Origin of the sequence: Candidatus Solincola tengchongensis (assembly GCF_015711935.1) — a bacterium.
GTDB classification, from domain to species: domain Bacteria; phylum Actinomycetota; class Geothermincolia; order Geothermincolales; family RBG-13-55-18; genus Solincola_A; species Solincola_A tengchongensis.
On record NZ_JACVJJ010000089.1, the window covers coordinates 63,191 to 87,008 of the forward strand.

A 23,818-nucleotide genomic window follows, 5' to 3' on the forward strand; every position below is an offset into this window, starting at 1 on the left:
TTTTTCCGGATCACCTACCTTGGCCTTACTCGGGCCTCACGACGATGTAAGCGTCCATCCCTTTCGACCCCATCTGGAACCCCTACGGTTCCTCACCATGCCTCGAAATGCCTTCACCGGCAGGGGATAGGGAAAGAGGGATGCGGCGGCATCCCTCTCCAACTCGAGGATTTTTTCACTTTCCCATACCGCGGCAGAGCCTGCCGCGCATTCCCCATTGGGATGGGATTTTATGTCTACTTTATCTCCACCTGGGCGCCCGCCTCGCGCAGCTGCTCGGCGATGCGGTCCGCCTCGTCCCTGGAGACCTTCTCCTTCACCGGCTTGGGCGCCTCGTCCACCAGGGCCTTGGCCTCCTTGAGCCCCAGCCCGGTGATGTTCTTGACCTCCTTGATGACCTGGACCTTACGGTCCCCGGCAGCCAGGAGGATGACGTCGAACTCCGTCTTCTCCCCTTCCTCGGCAGCTCCCTCGCCGCCGGCCGCCGGTGCGGCAGCCCCCACCGCCGCCACGGCCACCGGTGCCGCGGCGGTCACGCCGTACTTCTCCTCCAGCGCCTTGACCAGTTCGTTGAGCTCGAGAACGGTCATGGAGTCGATGGCCTCCAGGATGTCCTCCTTGGTGATCTTCTTCTCCGCCAATCCTCACACCTCCGCTTTTTCCTTCCCGTCGCCCGCAACGTCTTTCCGCGGCTCAGGCCGCCTTGGACCTCTCCTCCGCCACCGCCTGCAGGGCGTAGACCAGCTTGCGGTAGGGGCCGGAGAGGACACTGTGCAGTCCGTACAGCGAACCCTTGAGGGAACCCACCAGCCTCCCCAGAAGGACCTCGCGGGGAGGGAGGAGGGCTATGGACCTCACCTCATTGGCGTCCAGAACCTTCCCCTCCAGGTAGCCGCCCTTCATCTTCAGGTTGGGGTTCTCCCGCGCGTAAGCCGCCAGCTCCTTGGCCACCGCCACCGGGTCCTCGGAACCGAAGACGGCCCCCACCGGGCCGACCAAGAGCTCTTCCAAGGGCTGGTATTCCGTATCCCGTATGGCCAGCAGTGCCAGCGTGTTCTTGAGCACGCGGTACTCCCCGCCCTTCTCCCGGAGCTTGAAGCGGAGCTCGTTGATCTCCTGCGCCTTCAGCCCGGTGAAATCGGTCAGGAAGATGAATCGGCTGGAGAGGAACCGGTTGCGCATCTCCTCGACCCTGGCGATCTTGTCCTCTCGAGGCATGGTCTCCTCCCGTATCTCCATCCGTCCTCCGGGATCTCCCGTACCCGGAAACGGCCCCAAACCAACGGCCCCCGCGGAGACGGGGGCCTGCATGATACGTCTTCCTGGCTCCTCCGGCCTCCGCGGGATATTAAGCCCTTCCGGCACCCGCCTCTCAGGCTCGACCTCAAAAACCTTACACGAGGGGGGTCACTCTGTCAACGCGCCGGCCTCAACGAGGGCGCCTCGGTCATCTTTCAAACCCTGAAGCGCCTACCTGAAAGACGCGGCATGGGGCACGCGGACAAGGGGGGGCCTCCCTCACCGCCATCCCTCAGACGGCGACCTTCTCCTCTCCGAGGATGTCCCGCACCACGGCGGGATCCACCTTCACCCCGGGGCCCATGGAGGTGGATAAGGTGATGCTCTTGAGATAGCGGCCCTTGGCCGCAGCCGGTTTGGCCCGGATGACCTCCTCCAGCACGGCCGCGTAGTTCTCCAGTAGTTTACGCTCGTCGAAGCTCTTCTTGCCCAGCACCAGATGGAGGTTACCCTGGCGGTCCACCCGGTATTCCACCTTACCCGCCTTGATGTCCTTGACCGCCTTCTCCACGTCGAAGGTGACCGTGCCCGCCTTGGGGTTGGGCATCAGGCCGCGGGGTCCCAGGAGCTTTCCCAGCTTCCCCACCTGGGACATCATGTCCGGGGTGGCCACCATGGCGTCAAACTCGAACCACCCCTCCTTGATGCGCTCCAGCAGTTCCGGGCCGCCGACGATGTCCGCCCCGGCGGCCTCCGCCTCCCGCGCCTTGTCCCCCTGGGCTATGACCAGCACCCTCACATCCTTGCCCGTCCCGTGGGGGAGGTTGACGGTACCCCTCACCATCTGGTCCGCCTTTCGGGGGTCCACGCCCAGACGGAAGGCCACCTCCACCGTCTCGTCAAAGCGGCTGGAGGGCATCCTCTTGATGATCTCTACGGCCTCCCGAGGATGGTAGAGCTTCTGGCGGTCGTAGAGCGAAAGCGCCTCGCGGTAACGCTTACTCCTCTTCTTCACGAATCGCTCACCTCCGTGGTCGTAACGGGCTCGCGCCCTGCCACCTCACCTCTTAATCGACGACTATTATGCCCATGCTGCGCGCCGTCCCTTCGATGGTGCGCATGGCCGCCTCCACGTCCTTGGTGTTGAGGTCGGCCAACTTCTGCTCGGCGATCTCCCTGATCTGCTTGCGCGTCAGGCGGGCCACCTTCTGCATGTTGGGCTCGGGTGAGCCCTTGTTCAGGCCCGCCTTCTGCTTGAGGAGCACCGCCGCCGGCGGGGTCTTGGTCACGAAGGTAAAACTGCGGTCCTCGTAGATGGTTATCTCCACGGGGATGATGGTCCCCGCCTGGGACTGCGTCTGGGCGTTGTAGGCCTGGCAGAAGGCCATGATGTTCACCCCGTGCTGGCCCAGCGCCGGCCCCACGGGGGGCGCCGGGTTGGCCTGCCCGGCCGGGATCTGGAGCTTCACCTTGGCGATGACCTTCTTGGCCATTTCCCTCTCATCCTCCTCACAGCTTGGTCACTTGATCGAAGGTGAGCTCCACCGGCGTCTCGCGTCCGAAGATGGAGACCATCACCTTCAGTTTGCTCTGGTCTATGTTAATCTCCGCAATGGTCCCGGTCATGTCCGCGAAGGGACCCGAGGACACGCGGACGCTCATGCCCTCCTCGAACTCCGTCTTGGGCCTGGGCTTCTCCGCCGTAGCCGGCTTGAGGAGCTTCATGGCCTCCTCTTCGGTGAGCGGGGTGGGCTTGGCGCTGGAGCCCACGAAGCCCGTTACCCCGGGGGTGTTGCGCACCACGTACCAGCTCTCGTCGTCCAGCTCCATCTGCACCAGGATATAGCCGGGCAGCATCTTCTTCTGGACGACCTCCTTCTTCCCGCCCTTTATCTCCATGACGTCCTCGGTGGGGACCACCACCTTGAATATCTTGTGGCCCATGTCCAGGGAGGCGATGCGGTGCTCCAGGTTGCTCTTCACCTTGTTCTCGTACCCGGAGTAGGTATGTACCACGTACCACTTGGGCTCCATCAAACGACCCTCCCGCTCAGAGGATGAAGATCTCCACCAGCTTGGTGAACAGGATGTCCGCGAAATAGACCAGGCCGCCCATGAGAACCACCGTCACCAGGACCACCAGGGTGTAGGAGACGACCTCGTCCCGGGTGGGCCAGGTGACCTTCTTCATCTCCGCGCGGACCTCGGTCAGGAACTGGGACACGGTGACCCGCTGCTTCTTGGGGCCGCCCTTCTTCCTCGTGCCGGCGGATTTCCTGAGCTGGGCGCGTTTCTTCTCCACACCCAGCTTCTGCTGCATCCGCCGCAATTCCCTGCTCGGCAACTCTCCTCCTTGTCCGCAAAAATAATGGCAGGCCTGGAGGGACTCGAACCCCCAACTTCCGGTTTTGGAGACCGGCGCTCTACCAGTTGGAGCTACAGGCCTACGCTAATCCCTAAAGCCGGGTGCTCACGTCACGCCCGTCCGAAGCACCCTCCTCGCTTACCGTTTTAATAATATTATATTAGCGGGTCTCGCGGTGCAAAGTGTGCGTCCGGCACCAGGGACAATACTTGCGCAGCTCGATCCGGTCCGGATCGTTGGCTTTGTTCTTCTTGGTCGTGTAGTTCCTTCGCTTGCACTCCGTGCAAGCCAGCGTAACCAGTATCCTCATTTCGGCTCACCTGTCCTTCCCAGTGCCGAGTAGATAAGCTACCACCACCCGTACGGGGTGTCAATCTCCAAGCTCTACCTTAATATCTCCACCACCCTTCCGGCCCCCACCGTGCGGCCGCCCTCGCGGATGGCGAAGCGCAGGCCCTCCTCCATGGCGATGGGGGAGATGAGCTCCACGTTCATCTCCGTGTTGTCCCCGGGCATGACCATCTCCACCCCCTCGGGGAGGGTGATGGTCCCGGTGACGTCGGTGGTGCGGAAGTAGAACTGGGGGCGGTAGCCGGAGAAGAAGGGGGTGTGCCTGCCGCCCTCCTCCTTGGAGAGGACGTAGACCTGGGCCCGGAAGGCCACGTGGGGGGTGATGGAGCCGGGGGCGGCCACCACCTGGCCGCGCTCCACGTCCTTTCTGCCGATGCCCCGCAGGAGCAGGCCCACGTTGTCCCCCGCCTGGCCCTCGTCGAGGATCTTCCGGAACATCTCCACCCCGGTGACCACCGTCTTCTGGGTGGGGCGGATGCCCACGATCTCCACCTCTTCCCCGGTCCGGATCCTCCCCCGCTCGATCCTCCCGGTGACCACCGTGCCCCTCCCGGTGATGGAGAAGACGTCCTCGATGGCCAAAAGGAAGGGCTTGTCCACGTCCCGCTGCGGGGTGGGGATGTAGTCGTCCACGGCGTCCAGGAGCTCCATGACCGAGGAGCAGTTGGGGCAGTCGCGGTTGCCGCAGCCGCACTCCATGGCCTTGAGGGCCGAGCCGGCCACCACGGGGACCTCGTCCCCGGGGAACTCGTACTCGTTCAAAAGCTCCCGCACCTCCATCTCCACGAGCTCCAAAAGCTCGGGGTCGTCCACCATGTCCGCCTTGTTCAGGTAGACCACCATGGCCGGGACCCCCACCTGGCGGGCGAGGAGGATGTGCTCCCTCGTCTGGGGCATGGGGCCGTCGGCGGCGGAGACGACGAGGATGGCCCCGTCCATCTGGGCGGCGCCGGTGATCATGTTCTTGATGTAGTCGGCGTGCCCGGGGCAGTCCACGTGGGCGTAGTGGCGCTTCTCCGTCTGGTACTCCACGTGGGCGATGGCTATGGTGATGCCCCGCTCCTTCTCCTCGGGGGCGTTGTCTATGGAATCGAAGGACCTCTCCTCCACGTCCAGCCCCTGGTTGTGCAGGCACCGGGTGATGGCCGAGGTCAGGGTGGTCTTCCCGTGGTCCACGTGCCCGATGGTGCCCACGTTGACGTGCGGCTTGGTCCGCTCGAACTTCTTCTTGGCCATTTTGACCCTCCCGAGACGATCTTCCGTTACCCACCGGCCGGCGCCGCTCCTCCGGCGCCGCCCGTGCCCCCGCCGGCCGGCTTAAAGGCCTCAAATAAATTTACGGGAAGCCCAATACGGGCTCCCTTGCTTCCTTCCCGGCCGGTCCTCATATATACAGGGAACATTCCCTCTTTTCCTGGTAGCGGTGAGAGGACTCGAACCTCTGACCCCACGGGTATGAACCGTGTGCTCTAACCAGCTGAGCTACACCGCCACTCTCCCGACTCCAAATAACATTATAGATAAACAGTAAAAGGTATCAAGCAATGGAGCCCGCTAGCAGACTCGAACTGCTGACCCCATCCTTACCATGGATGTGCTCTACCAACTGAGCTAAGCGGGCTCGATGAATCCGGGTCCTACCAATCCCCGGCGTATGAAATATTACTATAAGGCGCCGGCCTTATCAACAGCACCCCTGCCGAGAACGACAACCTCTGATCCAGCTCGAAGGTCGAAAAACAGCTATTTTCATTCACTCTGTTCGCTTGTCTCGCCATTTGATGGGGTGGTTTTACCATGACCATGGGGCGATTCCTAAATTCTTTTCAAACCGGAAGGCGTCTATTCGAACGTTGCAGCGTCCGGGCCCAGGAACATGTCCGAGGCGATCTCCGTCCCCCTCTCCACGACGAGGAACTCCCGGTTCCACTCGCCGTCCAGCATCATGCGCAGCATACGGTTGGATCCCGGGAGCTCCTGGTACTGGAGACCCAGAGCCTCGGCCATGGAACGCGCCGCCTCCCTGCACTCCTCCAGGGCGTAGTTGCCCGTGTTTATGAGGACCACCCGGCGGTAATTGGCCATCATGGCCTTTGCCACCCGCATGGCCTTATCGCGCCCGTAGCGTTCCTCCAGCCGCGCGTAATCCCGGAGGGGATATTCCGCCGCCCTTATCCACCCCTTGGTTAGGTAGTAGGTGCCCGGCTCCTCCCGCATGCGCCGCAGGTGCTCCTCTCTGGAACCGAGGAAGAGGGCGATGCAGTCGTCCACACGGGGGATGATGAGGCGGTGCCGCGGGGAACGCAGGCCCGCCACGGCGTGGGAACATAGCCCGTACCCCAGGACGATGTCCCCATCGCCGGGAACCTCGTCGATGCGGCGCTGCAGCTCCTCATGAAGCCTTTCCGGGTGGACGTGCAGGCCGAACTCCAGTTCCACCAGGCGATCGGGATCGGCCCCCATGAGGCGCAGCTCCTCGGCCACCGTGGCGCAGGCTATGATCCAGCGATCCCCACTTCCGCGGCGCAGCCTTCTCCCCTCCTCTCGCGCCCGATCGTCAAACACCCGTTTAAATCTTAATCTCCGGCGCGCCCTCCCTGCACGTCCTTCGGCAATACCGTTGCGGCCCGCTCCAGGTAAGACATCTGGCAGGTCTTTCCTGACCACTACGGTCTCGAAACAAAGGCGAAAATAGGCGGGGCGGGATCCGTGATCCCGCCCCTCTGGATATCGGCGGTTCGCGCCAGGGAGTTCTCTGCGTTTCCCTCTCCTCCGCGCTCAGGCCAGAAGGTTGCCCAGGGACATGGCGAAGGACATATCCCCGTCGATCTTCAGCTTCCCCTGCATGAAGGCCATGGGGCCGGGGAGCTCCCCGGACTGCACCTTGGCCCAGTCCTCGAGCGCCGCCTTGAAGGTGACGGTGGGGGAATCGGCGTTGTTGAAGACCACCTTTATGTTGGCCGTTGAGCCGTCGGGCATTCCCACCTCGAGGTTCATGGTCCCCTTGGTGCTGCGCAGGGCGTCGTACCTCTTGCGGTTGGCCACCTCCCCCATGTTGGTGAAGGCGTCCATGGCACCCTCCAGCTTGCCGGTGACCGCCTTGCGCCATACGTCCTCAGAGAGCTCCAGCTTGATCATGGGGCTCTCCAGGGCTCCCTCGGCGATGTTCACGTCCTTGGCGTCCTTGACGGTGATGCCGTAAACGTAATCCTGATCGCCCTTCACGTCGAACTCGATGGTGAACTCCGTTCCCTCCATCCCCGCGATGGGCGCCTTGGCCAGTTGCTCCTCCACCATCTTGGGAACGATCTCCTCGAAATACTGCTTGACGGTGATGTCCTCGGGTACGTCCATGTCCAACCTCCTTTTACGTCCCTAACCCTTTCCGACCCTGCGGTGAAAGTCCCGCGAAAGGACCCTTGACCTCCGCATCCCGGGTGCCTCCCGCCGCAACTTTACTGAACTGACATGTCATTACTATAATTTGCCCGTGACCGGTAGTCAACCGATTTTTATCCTTTTCGTCCCGATCGGACCGCGAGGCCTCCGGCTCCCCTCCGACGAGGACCTGGAAAAGGCCTGGAGTCCTTTCCCCTTGTGGGTCGGGTTCCACGCGGGTTTAATATGGGGTTGACCGAGGAGGCTCCGGTCTCGCAGCAGTGGAGGAAGCAGAAGGAGTGATAGCGCATATGGACCCCAGGCTCAGGAACCTCGACTTCGCTTTTAACCCCCGCTCCATCGCCTTCATCGGCGCCACGGAATCCATGCGTAAGTGGGGGTTCCTCATCTTGAACAACCTCCTCACCGGGGGCTACAGGGGAGAGGTCTTCCCCGTAAACCCGGGAAGGGAGAGCGTCCTGGGGATTAAGGCCTATCCACGCGTCCGGGACATACCGGGCGAGATAGACCTGGCCGTCTTCACCGTGCCCTCGCATCAGGTGATGGACGCCCTTCAGGACTGTATGGAGAAGAGGGTCAAGGCGGCGCTGGTGATCACCGCCGGTTTCAAGGAGCTTGGGGAGCGCGGTGAGGCCATGGAGAAGGAGCTGGTTAGAAAGGCCAGGGAGGCGGGTATGGTCCTCATCGGGCCGAACTGCCAGGGCATATGCTGCCCGGCGAACGACCTCTATCCCTGGATGCCCATCCTCTTCCACCCTCCACGGGGGCGCATCGGGTACGTCTCCCAGAGCGGCAACATCCTGAACATGCTCATCGGCCACGCGGTGACGGCGGGGCTTGGGGTGTCCAAGGCCGTTTCCAGCGGAAACGAGGCCGACCTGTGCACCGTCGACTACTACTCCTATCTGGGAGAGGACCCCGAGACGGAGGTCATCGTCTCCTACATAGAGGGGCTGCAGGACGGCCGCGACTTCGTCTCCCGGGCGAGGGAGGTGACGCGCCGAAAGCCCATCGTGGTGCTAAAGGGAGGGCGCACCGCCTCCGGCATATCCGCCGCCAGGTCGCACACCGGGGCCATGGCGGTGAGCGAGGAGCTCTTCGAGGCCGCCTGCCGCCAGGCCGGGGTAGTGGTAACCCGTTCCATCGAGGAATGCGGATTGACCGCCGCGGCCTTCGTCAACCGGCCCCTTCCCCGCGGCAAGAGGGTGGGCATCGTCACCGGCGGAGGGGGGCTGGGGGTCATCGCCTCCGACTTCTGCACCGAGATCGGCCTGGAGGTGGCCACCCTCTCCAGCAGGACTCTGGAAAAACTTGAGAGGATGCTCCCCGACTGGTGGGTCCCCGGGAACCCCGTGGACCTGGTGGCCGGTTTGGACTTCTCGGTCATCAAACCGGTCATCGAGACCCTCATGACCAGCGGCGAGGTGGACGCGGTCATGTTCCTGTGGATCGGCGCGCCGCGGTTGAAGAACGCGCGTATCAAGGGAGAGAGGGGAATGGACCTCACCGGCGTCTGGAAGACCATGGACCAGTATTTTCTGGAACACATAGGTGAGCTCTACGAGCTCATGCACCAACTCCAGGTTCCCCTCTACATCGCCACTTCCCTGCGCCTGGAAAAAAGTGGTGGTGACGATTCAGACGGCTGTCCTCCCCTTGTCTTCGACAGCGTGGAGTCCGCCTGCCGGGCGGTGAGCGCCATGGCCGATTACCGGCGCTTCCGGGATACGGCGACCTGATGCCGAGAGGGCGGTCTCGGGTGCGTACTCCGCCCGAGGCGGCAGGAGAACCACCAACGGGCCACTCACCTCACTTCCCGGCGGGGCCACAGCGCGCCTTTTCCGCCTTCACAACCGGTGAGTGTGGAAGAACGACCCGCGTGGAGGCGCCGCGCCGAGTCCGGCATCGGAGATAGGAGCGGAGGTGGGATAGCATGGCCCGGTGGAAGTTCCTACCCTCCAAGGGAAGGCAGGCCGAGCTGGCCCTCATCGCGGTCACCGTGGTCTGGGGCCTGACCTTCGCCCTGGTCAAGAGGACCCTGGAATCGTTGAGCCCCTTCGTCTTCATGACCTACCGCTTCTTCCTGGCCTTCCTGGCCATGCTGGCCGTGAGCCGCCGCACCCTGCGTAGCATGAACGTTCGCGTCCTCGCCGCCGGCTCCCTCCTGGGGCTCTTCCTTTACGCCGCCTATTCCTTCCAAACCTTCGGCCTCAAGTACACCTCAGCGGGAAACGCGGGCTTCATCACCGGCCTTTTCGTGGTCTTCGTCCCCATCCTCTCCACCTTGATCCTCAAAAAGAGGCCCAGGCCGCTTTCTATTCTTTCCGTGGCCGTAGCCGTGGTGGGCCTGGGATTCCTCTCCCTGCAACCCGGCCTGCGGGTCAATTCGGGGGACCTCCTGGTCCTCGCCTGCGCCTTCACCTATTCCCTGCACATCATCTACATGGACCGTTTCGTCGCGGAGCACGACCTCGCCCTGCTCACCCTGACCCAGATGGGGGTGGTCGCCCTCCTGCAGGCCGCCTCCGCTCTCCTCTTCGAGGATTTCGTGCTGCCGCGCGGGGGCTACCCCTGGATGACCATCGCCGTATGCGGTGTCCTCGCCTCCGCCGCAGCCTTCTTCATCCAAGCCTGGGCACAGCGCCACCTTTCCCCGGTGCGCACCTCCGTAGTCCTGATAATGGAACCCGTCTTCTCCGTCTTCTTCGGGATGCTCCTGCTGGGAGAGAGGCTCACCTGGCGCGGATGGCTGGGGTGCGGGCTCATGCTGGCGGGCATGCTCATCACGGAGATCCGCCCGGAGAGGCCGACATCCTCATAGGTGGGAAAGGATCTTGGAGAAGAAGTCCTTGGCCCGGGGGCTCTTAGGATTGGTAAATATTTCCACAGGAGATCCCTCTTCCACGATCTCCCCCTCGTCCATGAAGATGAGCCGGTCGCCCACCTCGCGGGCGAAACCCATCTCGTGGGTGACCACCAGCATGGTCATCCCCGAGCGAGCCAGGTCCTTCATGGCGTCCAGGACCTCCTTGACCAGCTCGGGGTCCAGAGCGGAGGTCACCTCGTCGAAGAGCATGATGTCCGGGTCCATGGCCAGGGCCCGGGCTATTGCCACCCTCTGCTGCTGGCCGCCGGAGAGCTGGGAGGGATAGGCGTGGGCCTTGTCCCCCAGGCCCACCCTCTTCAGGAGCTGCATGGCCTTCTCCTCGGCCTCCTCCTGCTTCACCTTCTTCACCTTGACCGGGGCAAGGGTGATGTTGCGCAGGACTGTCAGATGAGGGAAGAGATTGAAGCTCTGGAAGACGATGCCCACCTTCTGGCGCATGGCGTTGATGTCCACCCGGCTGTCGGTGATGTCCACGCCCTCGATGAGTATCCTTCCGCTGGTAGCGTGCTCCAGCCCGTTGATGCACCGCAGGAGGGTGCTCTTCCCCGAGCCGCTGGGCCCCACTATCACCAGCACCTCGGAGGGCTTCACCCGCAGGTTGATGCCCCTGAGCACCTCATGGTGCCCGAATCTCTTGTGGAGGTCGCGGACCTCCACCATGAAGCTCATTTCCCAAACCTCCTCCCCACGGGTCTTCCCGCCCGGACCGCCCGTTCCCGCCCGCCCCCCGGACTCCTCCTCCGCCGGGCACGGACATGCTCACGGAGATGATGATATACGGTTCCCGCGTACGGAGCCAGTTCCCTACCCTCCCACGGAGATCCCTCTCCAGCCCGCTTCCGGGGCATATCCGGTCAGTGCCCCGGCGGCTCTTTCCGTAACCGCCCCGCCGCTTCGCTCCCACCTTTTCCGCCGGCGCCCTCCACGGGCCCTCATCTGCCCGAGGAAAGGCGGTTGGTGACATACTGCACCAGGCGCATGAGCGGAAGGGTGATGATGAGGTAACCTATGGCCGCGCACACCAGGGGAGTGACGTTGTAATACTTCCCCATCATCTCCGTCCCCCTGCGCAATATCTCGGCTAAGGCGATGACCGAGAGCAAGGAGGTGTCCTTGAGCAGGGCGATGAACTCGTTGGAGAGGGGCGGGATGACGTTGCGTATGGCCTGGGGAAGGACCACATAACGCATGGCCTGGAGGTAACCCATCCCCAGGGAGCGCGCCGCCTCCATCTGGCCTCTGTGGATGGACTCGATGCCGGCCCGGAATATCTCCGCCTCGTAGGCGGCATAACAGATGGTGAGGGCGGCCACTCCGGCGATGAAGGGGTCCAGCTTGAACCCCAGGTAAGCCAGGCCGTAATAGACGATGAAGATCTGCAGGAGCAGGGGCAGCCCCCTTATCACGTCGATGTAGATGACGGCCCCTACCCGCAGGATGGGATTGCGGGATATCCTGGCCATGGCGATGAGCAGGCCGGTGATGAGGATGAAGACCTCGGAGATCAAGGCCAGCCTGACGGTCAGGGAAAGACCCTTCAAGACATAGGGCAAGGACTTGCGGAAAGTCCGGGCGTTGAAGAACTCGTCGATGAAGGTCTTCCCGGCCTGGAAACGAAGGAAGAAAACCACCAGGAACGCCAGTACGCCCAGGGAGAGCACTATTCCCAGGACCCAGACAACCTTTCTCCAGCGCTCGTCTATGGCAGACACCTCCTCTCCACGATCCGCTGGCGGGGGACCGGAACTGTTTGCCACGTCGCCGGCGGCATTACCGTTTTCTCTCTTTCGCGGCGGGACATGCCCCGACCCGACGGCAGGCACTCGGCCCGCTAAGTGGAGGAAACCCGCTCCCGGCGCCTCATCCACCCGTCCCTATGGCACTCCCCATTCCCCCCGCCACAAGACCGCCTTTACTACACCCTGAAGGCGACCGAACGCCGAAGCCGTCCCGCTGCATTAAAAGAAAAGGGCCTGCCCACCGGCAGGCCCCGGAATAATCCCGCCCCGTTCGGCGTCCGCTCCGCCTATACCTTTCCGAACCACTTCTCGAAAATGGACTCGTAGGTGCCGTCCTTCCTCATCTCCGCCAGCGCCTTGTTGATGGCCTCCAAGAGCTGGGTGTTGCCCTTCTTCACCCCGATGCCGTACTTCTCGTCGGTCTTGATGGTGGCCACCACCTCGGTCTTGCCCCGGGTCTTGCTGATGTAGGCGTTGACCGGGTAGTCGTTGACGATGGCGTCGATCCGCCCCAGTTCCAGGTCCTCGAAGGCCATGAGGATGGTGTCGTACTTGCGCACCTCCTTGATGCCCGGGATCTTCTCCGCGGTGAACTGCCCTGTGGTGTCCACCTGCACCCCCACCACCTTGCCAGCCAGGTCGGCCTCATTCTTGATGGAGGTGTCGCCCTTCCTCACGGCGATGGACTGGTCGGAATCGATGTAGGGGTCGCTGAAATCGATCTCCATCTTACGTTCGTCGGTGATGGTCATAGCGGACATGACCATGTCGTAATCGCCGGTCTTGAGGCCGGGGATGATCCCCTCCCACTTGACGGAGACCACCTCCAACTCCAGCCCCAGCCGCTTGGCGATCTCCCGGGCCAGGTCCACGTCGAACCCCACGGCTTCGCCCTTGTCGTCGATGGACTCGAAGGGCGGGTAGGTGGTGTCGCTGCCCATTAGGAGCTTGCCCTCCTGGACGGTGGTCACCTTGACCTCTTCCTCTCCCGCCTTCTTCTCGGCTTCCCCGCAGCCGGCGATCAGCGCCGCGAACAGCATCAGGGCGAGGAAGACACTCAAAAGGACGGCGATCTTCCCTCTTCTCATTTCCCCTCCTTTTTTCGAGCCTGCACCTCCCCAGAGAACGGGGAAATTATATTATCACCGCCAGGGTCCGAGCAAACCTGCCGCTAAGGACGCCCTTATCCCGATGCCAACCAGCCGTTCACGGGAACGTCCCGGAGGAGGTGTCCCTCGGGTTCAACGATTGACTTCCCTCTTCCTGCCCCAACCGCATCAGGGGATGAAAGGGAGATCTCTCAGAGACTTCCAACCGGTGAGCGCGCCGATCTCGCAGGACCTACATGACGCCCATTATCCCCGCCGGCCGGAATTCCGGGGTCGCGCCGACCGCACGCGAAACTCGCACGGCATCGTACCCGTCCAGGCGCAGGTCCACCGGCCAGCCCAGGGAAGCGGCCATGAGCGTGAGATGGGAGAAGGCGATGGGGAGGTCCACCATCCAGAAGGGCTTCTCGAAGAAGGTGGCCTCCCACCCCCCGGGACGGCCCAGGCCCACGACGGCCGCCCTCCATCTCTCCCCCGCGCCGCAGGCCTCGGCCACCTCTGCCAGGTTCCCTTCCCCGGTGAGGGCCACGAAGCGCCACCGCTGGGCATTTCCCGCGCTGGGGGCCATACGCGCCGCCTCCAGGCAGGCCTCCAGCCCCAGCTCCAGCGGCACATCGGCGTCGCCCGAGGCACCTTCCCTGATGCGCCGCAGTAGGCCAGCCACGTCCTGGGTTGGCGAAGCTGATACGACGGCGGGTTCTTCCTTGTCTACCGAGAAGGGATTTTCCAGCTTCTGCCAGCAAGCCACCGCGGACAGAGGCTTGCGGTGCCGGGATATGGTCCGATAGACCAGGTGATCGAAGTCCGCGGCGCGCACCCTTGGTTTGGGCCTGCCGAAGGAGACCAGCGCCGGGACCACGGTACCCGTCCCCAGCCCCAGCGCCCGCCGCACCTCCTCCTGGTTTATCCCTCCCAGCCAGCAGGTGCCCAACCCGTTCTCCGTGAGCCAGAGTACCGTGTCTTGGGCGGCGACCGCAGCGCGCATGAGCCTGCGGGGCGTGTCGCTGCGTACGTCCTCCGCCGGAACGGCGAGGGCCAGGAATCCGTAGACCGGGGCCCTGGAGAGCCAGAGGTTTATCTTGTTGGGTGCCCCCCGATGGGCGCGGCGCTTGACCTCCTCCACCCTGGCAGGTTCGGTCACCGGGAGGAGGTCCCCCTCCTCCGCGCCGCGCACGGTAACCGCCAGGCTAAGCGTCTCCCTTAACCGCTTCTCCAACCCCGCGTCCCTGTCCATGGGAAGGTACTTCCGGTGCGAGCGCCGGGCGTAGAGGGTCTCCCATAAGGTCCAGGGGGTGCGGGACAGCGAAGGATAATCGCGCGTCGGTTCCTTGGTCCTCTCCATCTTTCCTCCCGAGGCGGTCCTCGAAACAGGCTCGTCATATATCTAATCCTCATCCGCCCGGTCGCCGGAGTCAACACGGGCTCGAAACCGCCAGACAAGAGGGGCCGCCTTTCTTTTTCGCACCTTTCGTTTTGCCAGAAAGACCGGGCGGCTTCATGACCTCTCCCGACCCTTATGGTCCCTGTTGGGACCACCCGCCTTAGAGCCCTCCTACCTCCTCCAATCGCCACGGAAGGCAACGACGTACCTGACACGGAGAGAGAACCGGACACGAATCCCTCCGGCTTTCATGAAGAGTCAACGTCGGCGGCCGGAGGCCCACGCCGCGCTATACGCGCACCCAACGGGCAGAAACGGACGCGATGCCGAAGGCATGTGCTTCTTCGAGATTGGGAGTCGAAACGGGTTTTCTTTGCGGGAGCGGGGGCGGATAGGGCATTGGCGCAGAAACGGGGTGGCGGCCGGTGGGGGATTCCGCTTCGCCGCCCTCTCCTCAGACATCTTCCGCGGCCTCTTCACGGGAAACGGCGTATCTTATCACCGTCTGCAGCCTCTCCGGGGTGGTGCGCCGGGGGTCGCTCAGGTATATTTCGTGGTGTTTTCCGGATAACCGCAAACCGTTTTCCGCGGCGAAGGACTCCAGCCTCTCCACCGTGTCCGGTTCCCGCTCGTAGGGACCCAGGTGCAGGATCTGGATGCTGGTCCCTTCCCGGAATCTCCGCAGGCTAACGGACGAGAGGATCGGGTTTCCTTTTCTCGCCGCGGCCCTCTCCCTGGCCTCAACGAACATCCCCTCGTCCACCGCTTCCGGTTGCATGATCATCAGCCTCCAGCACAGGCGGTCCTTGGCCGAAAGGTCGAACTCCCCCTCCTCCGCCCACCACAGACCCTACAGGGGCATGACCTTGAAATCGAAGGGGTCGTTAGGACGTGACCTGGCTATGAACTTGAGGGTGTGCGAGATACCGTAGAGGGCCTCCAGCGCCTTTTGGAGACTGCCGCAGGTCGCGGGGCTCTTCCCCGTTTCCACCTTTCCGTCCACCATGAGGAAAGGGAAATCCGGGACCTCCACTACCTGGGGCCTTTCCGCCGGCGGGTTATAGGCGGGTTATGGAGGTGTTTCAATTCCCGGCGGAGATTAAAACTCTTCATCCTCTCCCCTTCACTAAAAGCAGGGACCAGCCGCGTAGGTGCCCTGGCGGGGAATCCTGCTCCCCCGTCTCATTCCCCGATCAGCTTCCGCACGCTGGCCAAGAGGTCGTCGGGATCCACGGGCTTTTCGATATAGTCGTCCGCCCGCACCTCCATCCCCCGGCTGCGAGGGATCTCCGTCTCCGTGGTCATGCGGGAGCCGAAGCTGGTGAGGAGCATGAGGGGTATCTTGCTCAGTTCCGGATCGGCGGCTATCTCGTCCGCTGCCGTGAAACCGTCCTCCACGGGCATGATGACGTCCAATATGATGAGGTCCGGCTTCACCTCGCGGGCCTTGGCTATCCCCTCGTCCCCGTCGTAGGCCACCACCACCTCGTACTTCTCCTCCAGCACGGTTCGGGTGGCCTCTACGAAGTCCCGGTCGTCATCCACGAGAAGAACCTTCTTCATCTCTCCCTCCTTTTGTCCCCAAGCGACCGAATCCCCAATCTCTTAATACCCCCGGGCTGCGGCGGTAAAACCTCATCCGCTCCTCCTGGCCAGGGCCTTGCGCACCCTGTCCAGCACCACGTCCGGGTCTATGGGCTTCTCGATGTAGTCGTCCACGTCCATGCGCACCCCGGTCTCCAGCTCATAGCGGCGCTGGCTGGCCTCCTCGCGTACCGAGGTCAAGACGATGATTGGTATTTCTTTCCATTTGGCCCACCGGGGGTCCTGGAGCGTCTTGCACACCCCGTAGCCGTCCAGGCGGGGCATGAGCAGGTCCAGGATGATGAGGTCAGGGTTGAGCTCCCTGATCCTGGCCAGTCCCTCCTCGCCGTCGCTCGCGGAATAGACCTCGTAACCCTCTCCCTCCAGGAGGACGAAGAGGGCGTCCACGATGTCCGGGTCGTCGTCGATGACCAGTATCTTGGCCGCCATGGATATGCACCTCCTCAGAGCACGGGCCGGGGGAGCAACCCCGCCCTCTCCATTATCTCGGGCACCACTTCCTCCCACCCCACAGCCTGCACGTGTATGCCGTGTACGCCGGGTATCTCCTTGACCTCCTCGATGATCTCCAGGATCAGGCGGATGCCCTCTTCCCTGACGTCCTTGGCCCCTTCCAGCCTCTTTATCATCTCGTCGGGCACCTCCACCCCCGATACGTACTTCTGCATGTAGCGGGCCATCCCTACCGACTTCACGGGGATGATCCCGGCCAGGATGTGCACTTTCTTGTCCAATCCCGCCTCGCACACTTCCTCCATCCAGCGGCGGAACTTGGGGACGTCGTACACCGCCTGGGTCTGGATGAAGTCGGCCCCCGCCTCCACTTTCTTGGCTAGGCGAGCGGTGCGGAACTCGAAGGGATCGGCATAGGGGTTCTCCACCGCCCCGATGAACAGGGGCACCTCGCTCCCCACCTCCTCCCCGCAGATGAACTTATGCTCATCGCGCATGTCCTTCACCGCCTTGATGAGCTGCACGGAGTCGATGTCGAAGACCCTCTTCGCCTCCGGGTGATTCCCGAACTTCACGTGGTCCCCGGAAAGGCAGAGGATGTTGCGTATGCCCAGCGCCACCGCACCGAGCACGTCACCCTGGAGGCGGATGCGGTTGGCATCCCGGCAGAGCATCTGCATGACCGCATCCAGCCCCATGCGGCGGAGTATGGCGCAGGCGGCCAGGCTGCACAAACGCACCACCCCCGTCTGGTGGTCGGTGACGTTGAAGGCGTCCGCGGCGTGGCCGATCTGCTCGCCCTTGGCCTCTATCACCCGGGCGGACGCGCTCTTGGGGGGGCCGATCTCAGCGGTCACCGCGAAGTGGCCGGCCTCCAGTACTTTCTCCAGGTTGCTGCCCGATTTCACGGCTCTTCCTCCTTCCGTCTCTCCCTGTATGCGAGGTCGCAGACGGCGCCCTTGGGTATGGTGAAAGTGACCCTTGTCCCTATGCCGCTCTCGGGAGCGGGGCTCTCCGCCCATATCTTCCCATGGTGCATCTCCACTATGCGCCGGGAGATGGAAAGCCCAAGACCCGTTCCCTCCTGGGCCTCCGGGTCGCCTTTGAAGAAGTCGTCGAAGATCTTGGGGAGGATCTCCGGCCGGATCCCGCACCCCTCGTCCTCCACGTATACCGTCACCTGCTCCGGGTCCTGGAAGGCGCGGATGAAGATGCGCTTTCCCTCCGGCGTGTAGCGGACGGCGTTGGATACCAGGTTGTTGACCAACTGGCAGAGGCGTATCTCGGACCCGAAGATCTCCGGCAGGTCGGGGTCGATGTCCACCACCAGCCGGATTCCCTTGGGGTCGGCCAACCCCCTGGCCACCTCCACGCAGTTCTCGAGGACCCTGCCCCAGGAGACCGTCTCCAGCTCGGGGGCGATGAGGCCGGCCTCCAGCTTGGAGAGGTCCACGATGTCGCTGATCATCTGGAGCATCCCGTCGATGCGCTTCACGCTCCGCTCCAGCCAGGTCCTCTGCTTCTCGGTCACCGGGCCCGTGCTTCCCCTGAGGATGACCTTTATGTAACTCTGCACCGCGGCCAGAGGAGCCTTCAGGTCGTGGGCCACCATTCGGATGAAGTGTAGGAAGCGTTCGCGGTCCTCGCTCAGGCGGCGCAGCTCCTCCCGCGTCCTCTCCGCCTCTTGGGCCACGCGGTCGTGCTCCTCCTCCTTCTCCAGGACCAGCCCGGAGAGCTCGGCGATGGAATCCAGGAAATCGATCTCCTCGGCGGTGAAGTCGCGCACCTCCGAGGTATAGATGCGCATGATGCCCCGGATGCCGCCGTAGGAGCGCATGGGGATGGAGAGGATGGAGGCGATACCCTCCTTGCGTGCCGCCTCCGGATACTGGACACGGGGGTCATGGGCCGCGTCCCTTATGAACACGGCCCTTCCGGAGAGCACTTCCCTGACCGCCTCGTCCACCTCGATGAGGCCCTTGTTCACGTACTCCTCGCTTATCCCGTAACTCACCCTGTGATAGAGCTTGTCCCCCTCCGGGCTGAGCAGGAGGAGCGAGCACCCCTTGGCTCCCGTGCCCACGGTTATGGACTCTACGATGGCCCGCAGGACGTTCTCCGCCCCCACAGCGGCGATCACCGGTTTGGAGATCTCGTACAGAAGGCGTTTCCTCATCATTCCCCGCTCTTCTCCTCGGGTGGTGGGACGGGAATGCGCATGCGACGGGCTCCGCCGCTGAGCGACTTGCTCCAGTCCTTGCAGGGCCGGATAATGGAAAGTTCTTCCAACCTACCCAGGGCCTTCATGCGGTCGTATATGAGTTGCCAGCCGCAGGGGAGCCCGGGGTCCACCTCGCACTTGCCGGCCACCGATCCCCCGCACGGCCCGTTGAACAGGTTCTTGGCGCAGTGGACGATGGGGCATATCCCCCCGTAATCGCCCAGGAGGCATTCCCCGCACTGGGCGCATTCCTCGACGAAGAGGCCGGGCTCCGCCTCCCGTCCGATGAACAGGGTGTCCAGGGCGGGGAGCACCGGGAGGTCGGTATAATCGGAGACCATCCTCACCCCCAGGGAACAGGAGAGGACCAGTACGGCCTGCGCGTCCTCCAGGAGAGAGAGGAAACCCCTCTTGGCCTCACCGGGGAGGGGTTCGCAAACCACGGGTATCACCGTTCTCGAGGCCACCGTCACCTCCCTCTCCTCCAGTCTCTGCGCCATCTCCTCCACCTGGCGGAGCCCTCCCGTCTCCGCCATGGTTGGGCAGGTCCCGCACCCTACCAGCCCCACTTTCCTCGCCTTCCCCAGCAGGCGGATTATCTCCTCCAGGTTCTTCTGTCTGGTGATGCTCTTCATCTCCGTCCCCCCATCCCGTGAGTATTCCCAGATCCAGACACCATGCGTTCCGTTTGCTCCCCACCGCCGGAGCGAAAACTGAAATCCTCCGGGAAGAACTCCATGCACTCTCTCACCACCGAAAAGGTCCGGAGCAACTGGGGGCAGAGAGCCAGGAGCTCGGCTCTTTCGAGCATGATCGCCACCTCCCGCATTCCCTCCCCTTTTTCCCCTCTCGCGGCGGAATCCAGAATCGACGCCGCAGCCGGCGGTCCCGTCCTTCCGGGCGTGCATCCGCCGCAACACTCCTCCTCCGCCGCGGAGAGCATGCGCCGCGCCCACCCGGCAATGTGGGTGTCCTCCCCGAGGACGACCAGCCTCCGCGTCCCGTAAGGTATCCCCACCCGATCCGCGGCCTCCGGATAGATGCGGTTTTCCTTGCCCTCGAGGTAAAGGGCCCGGGCCCGGCCGCCGTTCAACACCGCGTCGCTCAAACGGGCTACCAGTTCCGCGACGGAGAGCGCCGGCGGCAATTCCACCCACCGCGTCACGCCCTTTGGGCCCACGGCGAGAAGCGTGAGGCGCTCTTTCCATCCTTCCTTGCCGCCGCCGCGGCCGAGAACCCAGGGAACCTTCCAGAGGGTCGACGCCCCGCAGACCAGGGTCGGCGGGTGGAGTCGCATGGGTCCGTCACGGCCGCAAATGGAGGCCGCCCTCCAGAGCATCATTCCCTGCATGAAGGCCGCCACCCCGATCTCCCGGTGGCAGGGGATGTAGGTCGGTCCCGGAAATACTTCCCACTCCAGATCCGCTGCTGCAGCCCCCTCCTCCGCGGCGCGGCGCAAGTCGGCCTCCAGTTCCACCCGGTCCCAGGGGACGAAGAAGACCACCTTCTTCGCCCCCGTGGCGGCGGCGGCCAGAACAGTGCCGGCGGCCACCACATGGGGGCAGGCCTGCGCGACCAGCAGGTCGACACTCCCCTCCGTTGAAGGACCTACGGTATCGCACACCAGGATCTCGGGAGGACCGGATTGAGGGAGGGGGATGGGAAAAACGCATTCTCCCTCCAGCAACTCGTAGACCGGGGAGGGGTCCCGGCTGGCTTCCCTCACGGCCACCGCGTCCGGAGGGAGGAAAGGTTCCCTTCCCACCAGGGAGGCCAGCCACGGGGACATCTCTCCCCGGTCGACCCCCGCCACCTCGTATTCCGCCATTGCCTCAGGGAAGGGATAGGCGGAGAGGTCCTTGCGGTCCAGATTCATGGCAAGTTCTTCCAGTTGATTCGCCCGGTAACCCTGAACCATCCTCTCTTCCTCGCCGGGAAGGCGCACGGCAAGCGTCGGCGAGCCATGGGGCCACGTCAGGCCGGCAACCCTCAAGACGTCGGCCCGCGACTCCAGCCCGGACATGGCTCGCTCCATATCCGCATCCGGCTCCGCCGCCGCACACGCCGGGCCCATACACACCCGCAACAGCGGCCTTCCCGGAGGGCGGGTGAATTCAGGGAACTGGCTGCAGAAACCGTAGACCAGGCTGGTGGGGATGTGCAGGCTGCGGGCGATGGTTTCCATGTCCTGACCGCTAAGATGTCCCTTCTCCCTACACACGGAGAGCACGGTGGAGGCCAGCTCGGGTTGTGGGGGAACGTTCATCCCGTATCCCTCCCTTCCATCTTCTCCACCTTGACCGCACATACCTTGAGGTCCGGTATCTTGCTCACCGGATCCAGGGCGGGATTGGTGAGCAGGTTGGCGTTTTCCTCGCGGAAATGGAAGGTGGCGAACACCACTCCCGGTTGCAGCCGTGACGAGATGTGGGCCCGGCTGACCAGTGAACCCCTTCTTGAGGTCACCCGCACGCCGTCCCCTTCGGAAAGGCCCAGGCGGGCGGCGTCCAGGGGATTAAGGGACACCCACCCTCGCTGCACCTTTTCCGCCAGGCCGCGAACGCGCCTGGTGAGGGAACCGGAATGATAGTGATAGAGAAGCCTTCCGGTGGTGAGGAGGAAGGGATATTCCTCATCCGGCAGCTCGTCCGCCGGCCGGAAGCTCACCGGGGTGAGTCTGCCCCTTCCCCGCGGGAAGGCCTCCACGTGCAGCACGGGGGTCCCAGGGTGATTCTTATGGGGACAAGGCCACTGCAGGCCTCCTTTCTCCAACCGCTCGTAACTTATGCCGGCATAGGAGGGGGTGAGAGAGGCGACTTCCTCCATGACCTCCGCGGGCCCGGAATAGGCCATGGGATATCCGAGCCTTTCCGCCAGGCTCATGATTATGGAGGCGTCGTCCCTCGCCTCTCCCGGCGGCTCCACCGCTTTGCGTACCCTCTGCACCCGGCGTTCGGTGTTGGTGAAGGTGCCGTCCTTCTCCGCGAAGCAAGCGCCTGGGAGTACCACGTGGGCCAGCTCCGCCGTCTCGGTGAGGAAGATGTCCTGTACCACCAGGAGTTCAAGGTTCTGCAACCCCCCTTTCACGTGCTCCACGTCAGGGTCGGTGGCCAGGGGGTTCTCCCCCATGACGTAAAGCGCTTTTATCTCTCCCCGGCGAGCCGCCTCCAACATCTCCACCACGGAGAGGCCTGGGGTACCCGGCAAATCCCTTCCCCAGGCACGGGAGAGACTCTCTCTGGCCTCCGTGTCGTCGACGCGCCGGTAACCGGGCAAGAGGTCCGGAAGGGCTCCCATATCGCAGGCGCCCTGCACGTTGTTCTGCCCTCGGAGGGGGTTTATGCCCGCCCCCTCCTTGCCCAGGTTCCCGGTGAGCAGGGCCAGGTTGGCCAGGGCCATCACGTTGTCCGTCCCGGTGACGTGCTGGGTGATGCCCATGGCGTAGAGGATGGCCGCCTGCCGAGCCCCCGCGTATAGGCGCGCCGCCTCCCGAAGGTCCCCCGCCGCTATACCGGTGAGCTCCTCCACCTTTTCGGGCGTGTACTCCTCGAGCGCCCGGCGCAGCTCCTCAAGTCCCTCGGTGCGCTCCCGGACGAAATCCTCGTCGTACAGCCCCTCCTCCAGGATCACCCGGGCCATGCCGTTTATCCAGGCGACGTCGGTACCCGGGCGGGGACGGAGATGCACAGTGGCGAAGCGAGCGATGGGGAGGTCTCGCGGGTCCACGACGAGGAGCTTGGTCCTTCCGGAGAGTACCGCCCGCTTGATGAACTCCCCTATCACCGGGTGATTCACGGTGGGGTTGCTCCCGGTGAGGAGTATCACCTCCGCTTTTCCTATATCGGAGATGGAGTTGGTCATGGCCCCGCTGCCCAATGCTGCCGCCAGACCGGCGACGGTGGGGCTGTGTCATAAGCGGGCGCAGTGGTCCACGTTGTTGGTCCCCACCACCGCGCGAGCGAACTTCTGGAGGAGGTAGTTCTCCTCGTTGGTGGCCTTCGCCGAGGCGAGGAAGGCGATGGAGTCGGGACCATGCCTCTCCCTTATCTCCGCGAGCCGTGAGGCCACGTAGCCCAAGGCTTCCTCCCATTCCGCCTCCACGAGCTCCCCGTCTTTCCGCAGGAGCGGCTTGCGCAGGCGGTCGGGGTGGTCCACGAAATCCAGCCCGTAGCGCCCCTTGACGCAAAGGCTCCATCCGTTGACCGAGCCCTCCACTCCCGCCTCCACCCCCACGATGCGGTTGCCCCTCACCTTGAGGACCAGGGAACAGCCCACCCCGCAATAGGGGCATATGGTGATGACCCTCCGCTCCTCCGCCCCCCGGTGGAGATAGGGTCTCTGGAAAAGCGCCCCCACGGGACACAGGGAAGCGCATAAGCCACAGAACTCGCACACCGAGGCTTCCAGGTGGGTGTCCAGCACCGTACCCGGTCTCGCATGCGGGCCTCGGCCGAGCATCTCGTAGTTCCCCACACCCTGTACCTCCTGGCAGGCGCGCACGCAAAGGCCGCAGGAGATGCACTTGGAGAGGTCCCGGTGGTAAAAGGGGTTGGCGTCCATCACGGGGCGGAAATCCTGGCTCAACGGCAGCTCGCGGCCACTGAGACCCATCTCGGCGGCTAGTTCCCTGAGCCGGCAGTCGTTTGCCGCCTCGCATACCTCGCAGTGGACGGGGTGTCCGGAGAAAATGAGTCGCAGCGCATACCTCCTCGCCTCGAGCACCCGCTCCGTGTCCAGGAGGATGGACATGCCCTCCCGCGCCGGGGTATCGCAGGCGGTGAGGAGCCTCCCGCTCCCCTCCTCCTCCACCATGCAGACCCGGCATGAACCCTGGGCAGGCACGGCGGGATGATGACACAGGGTGGGCACCTTGAAACCCGCCCTCTCCGCCGCTTGAAGCAGCGACTCCCCCTTCTCCAGCTCCACCGTCACGCCGTTGACCCTGACCTCCATAGCCCGTACCTCCGTGACACTCGACGGCTCCACTCCCGGCAAACCGGGTAGGTTCCCATCCGTGAAAGTGGTGCGGAAAAAGCGGTTTCGGCGGCGAAGGTAGTGGGTACGGAGCT

General features: G+C 63.7%; 25 protein-coding genes and 3 tRNA genes. 2 read left to right on the top strand and 26 right to left on the bottom strand.

Annotated elements, in window-relative coordinates:
• Nucleotides 1-236 precede the first annotated feature (236 nt).
• The 13 genes from rplL to H7007_RS08410 form a co-directional block, all read right to left on the bottom strand.
• Nucleotides 237-626 (bottom strand): 50S ribosomal protein L7/L12, encoded by a 390-nt coding sequence (rplL, locus tag H7007_RS08350; protein WP_287154722.1) that lies wholly within the window; start codon nucleotides 624-626, stop codon nucleotides 237-239.
• A gap of 67 nt (nucleotides 627-693) precedes the next feature.
• Nucleotides 694-1,239 carry a 50S ribosomal protein L10 gene (rplJ, locus tag H7007_RS08355; RefSeq protein WP_287154661.1) on the bottom strand — a complete coding sequence of 182 codons (546 nt, stop codon included), beginning with the start codon at nucleotides 1,237-1,239 and terminating at the stop codon, nucleotides 694-696.
• Between the two features lie 292 nt (nucleotides 1,240-1,531).
• On the bottom strand, nucleotides 1,532-2,254 hold the full coding sequence (gene rplA, locus H7007_RS08360; RefSeq protein ID WP_287154663.1) for a 50S ribosomal protein L1: 723 nt from the start codon (nucleotides 2,252-2,254) through the stop codon (nucleotides 1,532-1,534).
• A gap of 52 nt (nucleotides 2,255-2,306) precedes the next feature.
• Nucleotides 2,307-2,732: a 50S ribosomal protein L11 gene (rplK, locus tag H7007_RS08365; protein ID WP_287154664.1), complete on the bottom strand. Its 426-nt coding sequence runs from the start codon at nucleotides 2,730-2,732 to the stop codon at nucleotides 2,307-2,309.
• A gap of 16 nt (nucleotides 2,733-2,748) precedes the next feature.
• Complete coding sequence (gene nusG / locus H7007_RS08370; RefSeq protein ID WP_287154665.1) at nucleotides 2,749-3,273, bottom strand: transcription termination/antitermination protein NusG; 525 nt, start codon at nucleotides 3,271-3,273, stop codon at nucleotides 2,749-2,751.
• A gap of 16 nt (nucleotides 3,274-3,289) precedes the next feature.
• Nucleotides 3,290-3,583, bottom strand: coding sequence for a preprotein translocase subunit SecE (gene secE / locus H7007_RS08375; RefSeq protein ID WP_287154667.1), 294 nt, complete (start codon nucleotides 3,581-3,583; stop codon nucleotides 3,290-3,292).
• A 25-nt stretch (nucleotides 3,584-3,608) separates the two neighbouring features.
• Nucleotides 3,609-3,685, bottom strand: a tRNA-Trp gene (locus tag H7007_RS08380).
• A gap of 79 nt (nucleotides 3,686-3,764) precedes the next feature.
• Nucleotides 3,765-3,914 carry a 50S ribosomal protein L33 gene (gene rpmG / locus H7007_RS08385; RefSeq protein WP_287154669.1) on the bottom strand — a complete coding sequence of 50 codons (150 nt, stop codon included), beginning with the start codon at nucleotides 3,912-3,914 and terminating at the stop codon, nucleotides 3,765-3,767.
• Nucleotides 3,915-3,988: 74 nt separating this feature from the next.
• Nucleotides 3,989-5,191 carry an elongation factor Tu gene (tuf, locus tag H7007_RS08390; protein WP_287154671.1) on the bottom strand — a complete coding sequence of 401 codons (1,203 nt, stop codon included), beginning with the start codon at nucleotides 5,189-5,191 and terminating at the stop codon, nucleotides 3,989-3,991.
• Nucleotides 5,192-5,370: 179 nt separating this feature from the next.
• Nucleotides 5,371-5,447: transfer RNA gene (locus H7007_RS08395), tRNA-Met, on the bottom strand.
• A gap of 53 nt (nucleotides 5,448-5,500) precedes the next feature.
• A tRNA-Thr gene (locus H7007_RS08400) sits at nucleotides 5,501-5,576 on the bottom strand.
• Nucleotides 5,577-5,797: 221 nt separating this feature from the next.
• The gene (locus tag H7007_RS08405) at nucleotides 5,798-6,520 is read right to left on the bottom strand and encodes a DUF1638 domain-containing protein (RefSeq protein WP_287154673.1); all 723 of its coding nucleotides are present in this window, start codon (nucleotides 6,518-6,520) and stop codon (nucleotides 5,798-5,800) included.
• Between the two features lie 213 nt (nucleotides 6,521-6,733).
• Nucleotides 6,734-7,309 (bottom strand): SCP2 sterol-binding domain-containing protein, encoded by a 576-nt coding sequence (locus H7007_RS08410; protein WP_287154675.1) that lies wholly within the window; start codon nucleotides 7,307-7,309, stop codon nucleotides 6,734-6,736.
• Nucleotides 7,310-7,644: 335 nt separating this feature from the next.
• On the opposite strand from H7007_RS08410, the gene H7007_RS08415 reads away from it, so the two are divergent.
• Nucleotides 7,645-9,093, top strand: coding sequence for an acetate--CoA ligase family protein (locus tag H7007_RS08415; protein ID WP_287154677.1), 1,449 nt, complete (start codon nucleotides 7,645-7,647; stop codon nucleotides 9,091-9,093).
• A gap of 194 nt (nucleotides 9,094-9,287) precedes the next feature.
• A complete protein-coding gene (locus tag H7007_RS08420) occupies nucleotides 9,288-10,175 on the top strand; it encodes a DMT family transporter (protein ID WP_287154678.1) in 888 nt (295 codons plus the stop codon).
• Here H7007_RS08420 and H7007_RS08425 read toward each other — a convergent pair.
• The 13 genes from H7007_RS08425 to fdhF form a co-directional block, all read right to left on the bottom strand.
• Nucleotides 10,170-10,901 carry an amino acid ABC transporter ATP-binding protein gene (locus H7007_RS08425; protein ID WP_350340639.1) on the bottom strand — a complete coding sequence of 244 codons (732 nt, stop codon included), beginning with the start codon at nucleotides 10,899-10,901 and terminating at the stop codon, nucleotides 10,170-10,172. The genes H7007_RS08420 and H7007_RS08425 overlap by 6 nt on opposite strands.
• Nucleotides 10,902-11,173: 272 nt before the next feature.
• Complete coding sequence (locus H7007_RS08430) at nucleotides 11,174-11,953, bottom strand: amino acid ABC transporter permease (protein ID WP_287154682.1); 780 nt, start codon at nucleotides 11,951-11,953, stop codon at nucleotides 11,174-11,176.
• 314 nt (nucleotides 11,954-12,267) lie between these two features.
• Entirely contained in the window at nucleotides 12,268-13,068 is an 801-nt protein-coding gene (locus tag H7007_RS08435; protein ID WP_287154684.1) for a basic amino acid ABC transporter substrate-binding protein, read from the bottom strand.
• 253 nt (nucleotides 13,069-13,321) lie between these two features.
• Nucleotides 13,322-14,431, bottom strand: a complete 1,110-nt coding sequence (locus H7007_RS08440) for a nitroreductase family protein (RefSeq protein ID WP_287154686.1) — start codon at nucleotides 14,429-14,431, stop codon at nucleotides 13,322-13,324.
• 493 nt (nucleotides 14,432-14,924) lie between these two features.
• Entirely contained in the window at nucleotides 14,925-15,254 is a 330-nt protein-coding gene (locus H7007_RS08445) for a GyrI-like domain-containing protein (protein WP_350340635.1), read from the bottom strand.
• A 66-nt stretch (nucleotides 15,255-15,320) separates the two neighbouring features.
• Complete coding sequence (locus H7007_RS08450) at nucleotides 15,321-15,503, bottom strand: hypothetical protein (protein WP_287154688.1); 183 nt, start codon at nucleotides 15,501-15,503, stop codon at nucleotides 15,321-15,323.
• A 149-nt stretch (nucleotides 15,504-15,652) separates the two neighbouring features.
• Nucleotides 15,653-16,033: a response regulator transcription factor gene (locus H7007_RS08455; RefSeq protein WP_287154690.1), complete on the bottom strand. Its 381-nt coding sequence runs from the start codon at nucleotides 16,031-16,033 to the stop codon at nucleotides 15,653-15,655.
• Between the two features lie 72 nt (nucleotides 16,034-16,105).
• Nucleotides 16,106-16,504 carry a response regulator transcription factor gene (locus H7007_RS08460; protein ID WP_287154692.1) on the bottom strand — a complete coding sequence of 133 codons (399 nt, stop codon included), beginning with the start codon at nucleotides 16,502-16,504 and terminating at the stop codon, nucleotides 16,106-16,108.
• A gap of 14 nt (nucleotides 16,505-16,518) precedes the next feature.
• Nucleotides 16,519-17,436: a methylenetetrahydrofolate reductase gene (locus H7007_RS08465; protein WP_287154693.1), complete on the bottom strand. Its 918-nt coding sequence runs from the start codon at nucleotides 17,434-17,436 to the stop codon at nucleotides 16,519-16,521.
• The gene (locus tag H7007_RS08470) at nucleotides 17,433-18,707 is read right to left on the bottom strand and encodes a sensor histidine kinase (RefSeq protein WP_287154695.1); all 1,275 of its coding nucleotides are present in this window, start codon (nucleotides 18,705-18,707) and stop codon (nucleotides 17,433-17,435) included. Before H7007_RS08470 ends, H7007_RS08465 begins: the two co-directional genes overlap by 4 nt.
• Entirely contained in the window at nucleotides 18,704-19,384 is a 681-nt protein-coding gene (locus H7007_RS08475; RefSeq protein ID WP_287154697.1) for a methylenetetrahydrofolate reductase C-terminal domain-containing protein, read from the bottom strand. The genes H7007_RS08470 and H7007_RS08475 overlap by 4 nt, the downstream gene beginning before the upstream one ends.
• Nucleotides 19,381-21,015, bottom strand: coding sequence for an NADH-ubiquinone oxidoreductase-F iron-sulfur binding region domain-containing protein (locus tag H7007_RS08480; RefSeq protein WP_287154698.1), 1,635 nt, complete (start codon nucleotides 21,013-21,015; stop codon nucleotides 19,381-19,383). The genes H7007_RS08475 and H7007_RS08480 overlap by 4 nt, the downstream gene beginning before the upstream one ends.
• Complete coding sequence (fdhF, locus tag H7007_RS08485) at nucleotides 21,012-23,702, bottom strand: formate dehydrogenase subunit alpha (protein WP_287154699.1); 2,691 nt, start codon at nucleotides 23,700-23,702, stop codon at nucleotides 21,012-21,014. Before fdhF ends, H7007_RS08480 begins: the two co-directional genes overlap by 4 nt.
• Nucleotides 23,703-23,818 lie beyond the last annotated feature (116 nt).

Excerpts from the sequence above, each read along its gene's own strand:
- H7007_RS08470 (WP_287154695.1), bottom strand. The coding sequence starts at position 18,707 with ATGATGAGGAAACGCCTTCTGTACGAGATCTCCAAACCGGTGATCGCC.
- H7007_RS08480 (WP_287154698.1), bottom strand. The coding sequence starts at position 21,015 with ATGAACGTTCCCCCACAACCCGAGCTGGCCTCCACCGTGCTCTCCGTG.
- nusG (WP_287154665.1), bottom strand. The coding sequence starts at position 3,273 with ATGGAGCCCAAGTGGTACGTGGTACATACCTACTCCGGGTACGAGAAC.
- H7007_RS08410 (WP_287154675.1), bottom strand. The coding sequence starts at position 7,309 with ATGGACGTACCCGAGGACATCACCGTCAAGCAGTATTTCGAGGAGATC.
- H7007_RS08440 (WP_287154686.1), bottom strand. The coding sequence starts at position 14,431 with ATGGAGAGGACCAAGGAACCGACGCGCGATTATCCTTCGCTGTCCCGC.
- H7007_RS08460 (WP_287154692.1), bottom strand. The coding sequence starts at position 16,504 with ATGGCGGCCAAGATACTGGTCATCGACGACGACCCGGACATCGTGGAC.
- rplK (WP_287154664.1), bottom strand. The coding sequence starts at position 2,732 with ATGGCCAAGAAGGTCATCGCCAAGGTGAAGCTCCAGATCCCGGCCGGG.
- H7007_RS08425 (WP_350340639.1), bottom strand. The coding sequence starts at position 10,901 with ATGGTGGAGGTCCGCGACCTCCACAAGAGATTCGGGCACCATGAGGTG.
- tuf (WP_287154671.1), bottom strand. The coding sequence starts at position 5,191 with ATGGCCAAGAAGAAGTTCGAGCGGACCAAGCCGCACGTCAACGTGGGC.
- H7007_RS08420 (WP_287154678.1), top strand. The coding sequence starts at position 9,288 with ATGGCCCGGTGGAAGTTCCTACCCTCCAAGGGAAGGCAGGCCGAGCTG.
- H7007_RS08445 (WP_350340635.1), bottom strand. The coding sequence starts at position 15,254 with ATGATCATGCAACCGGAAGCGGTGGACGAGGGGATGTTCGTTGAGGCC.
- H7007_RS08475 (WP_287154697.1), bottom strand. The coding sequence starts at position 19,384 with ATGAAGAGCATCACCAGACAGAAGAACCTGGAGGAGATAATCCGCCTG.
- rplJ (WP_287154661.1), bottom strand. The coding sequence starts at position 1,239 with ATGGAGATACGGGAGGAGACCATGCCTCGAGAGGACAAGATCGCCAGG.
- H7007_RS08435 (WP_287154684.1), bottom strand. The coding sequence starts at position 13,068 with ATGAGAAGAGGGAAGATCGCCGTCCTTTTGAGTGTCTTCCTCGCCCTG.
- H7007_RS08455 (WP_287154690.1), bottom strand. The coding sequence starts at position 16,033 with ATGAAGAAGGTTCTTCTCGTGGATGACGACCGGGACTTCGTAGAGGCC.
- H7007_RS08415 (WP_287154677.1), top strand. The coding sequence starts at position 7,645 with ATGGACCCCAGGCTCAGGAACCTCGACTTCGCTTTTAACCCCCGCTCC.
- rpmG (WP_287154669.1), bottom strand. The coding sequence starts at position 3,914 with ATGAGGATACTGGTTACGCTGGCTTGCACGGAGTGCAAGCGAAGGAAC.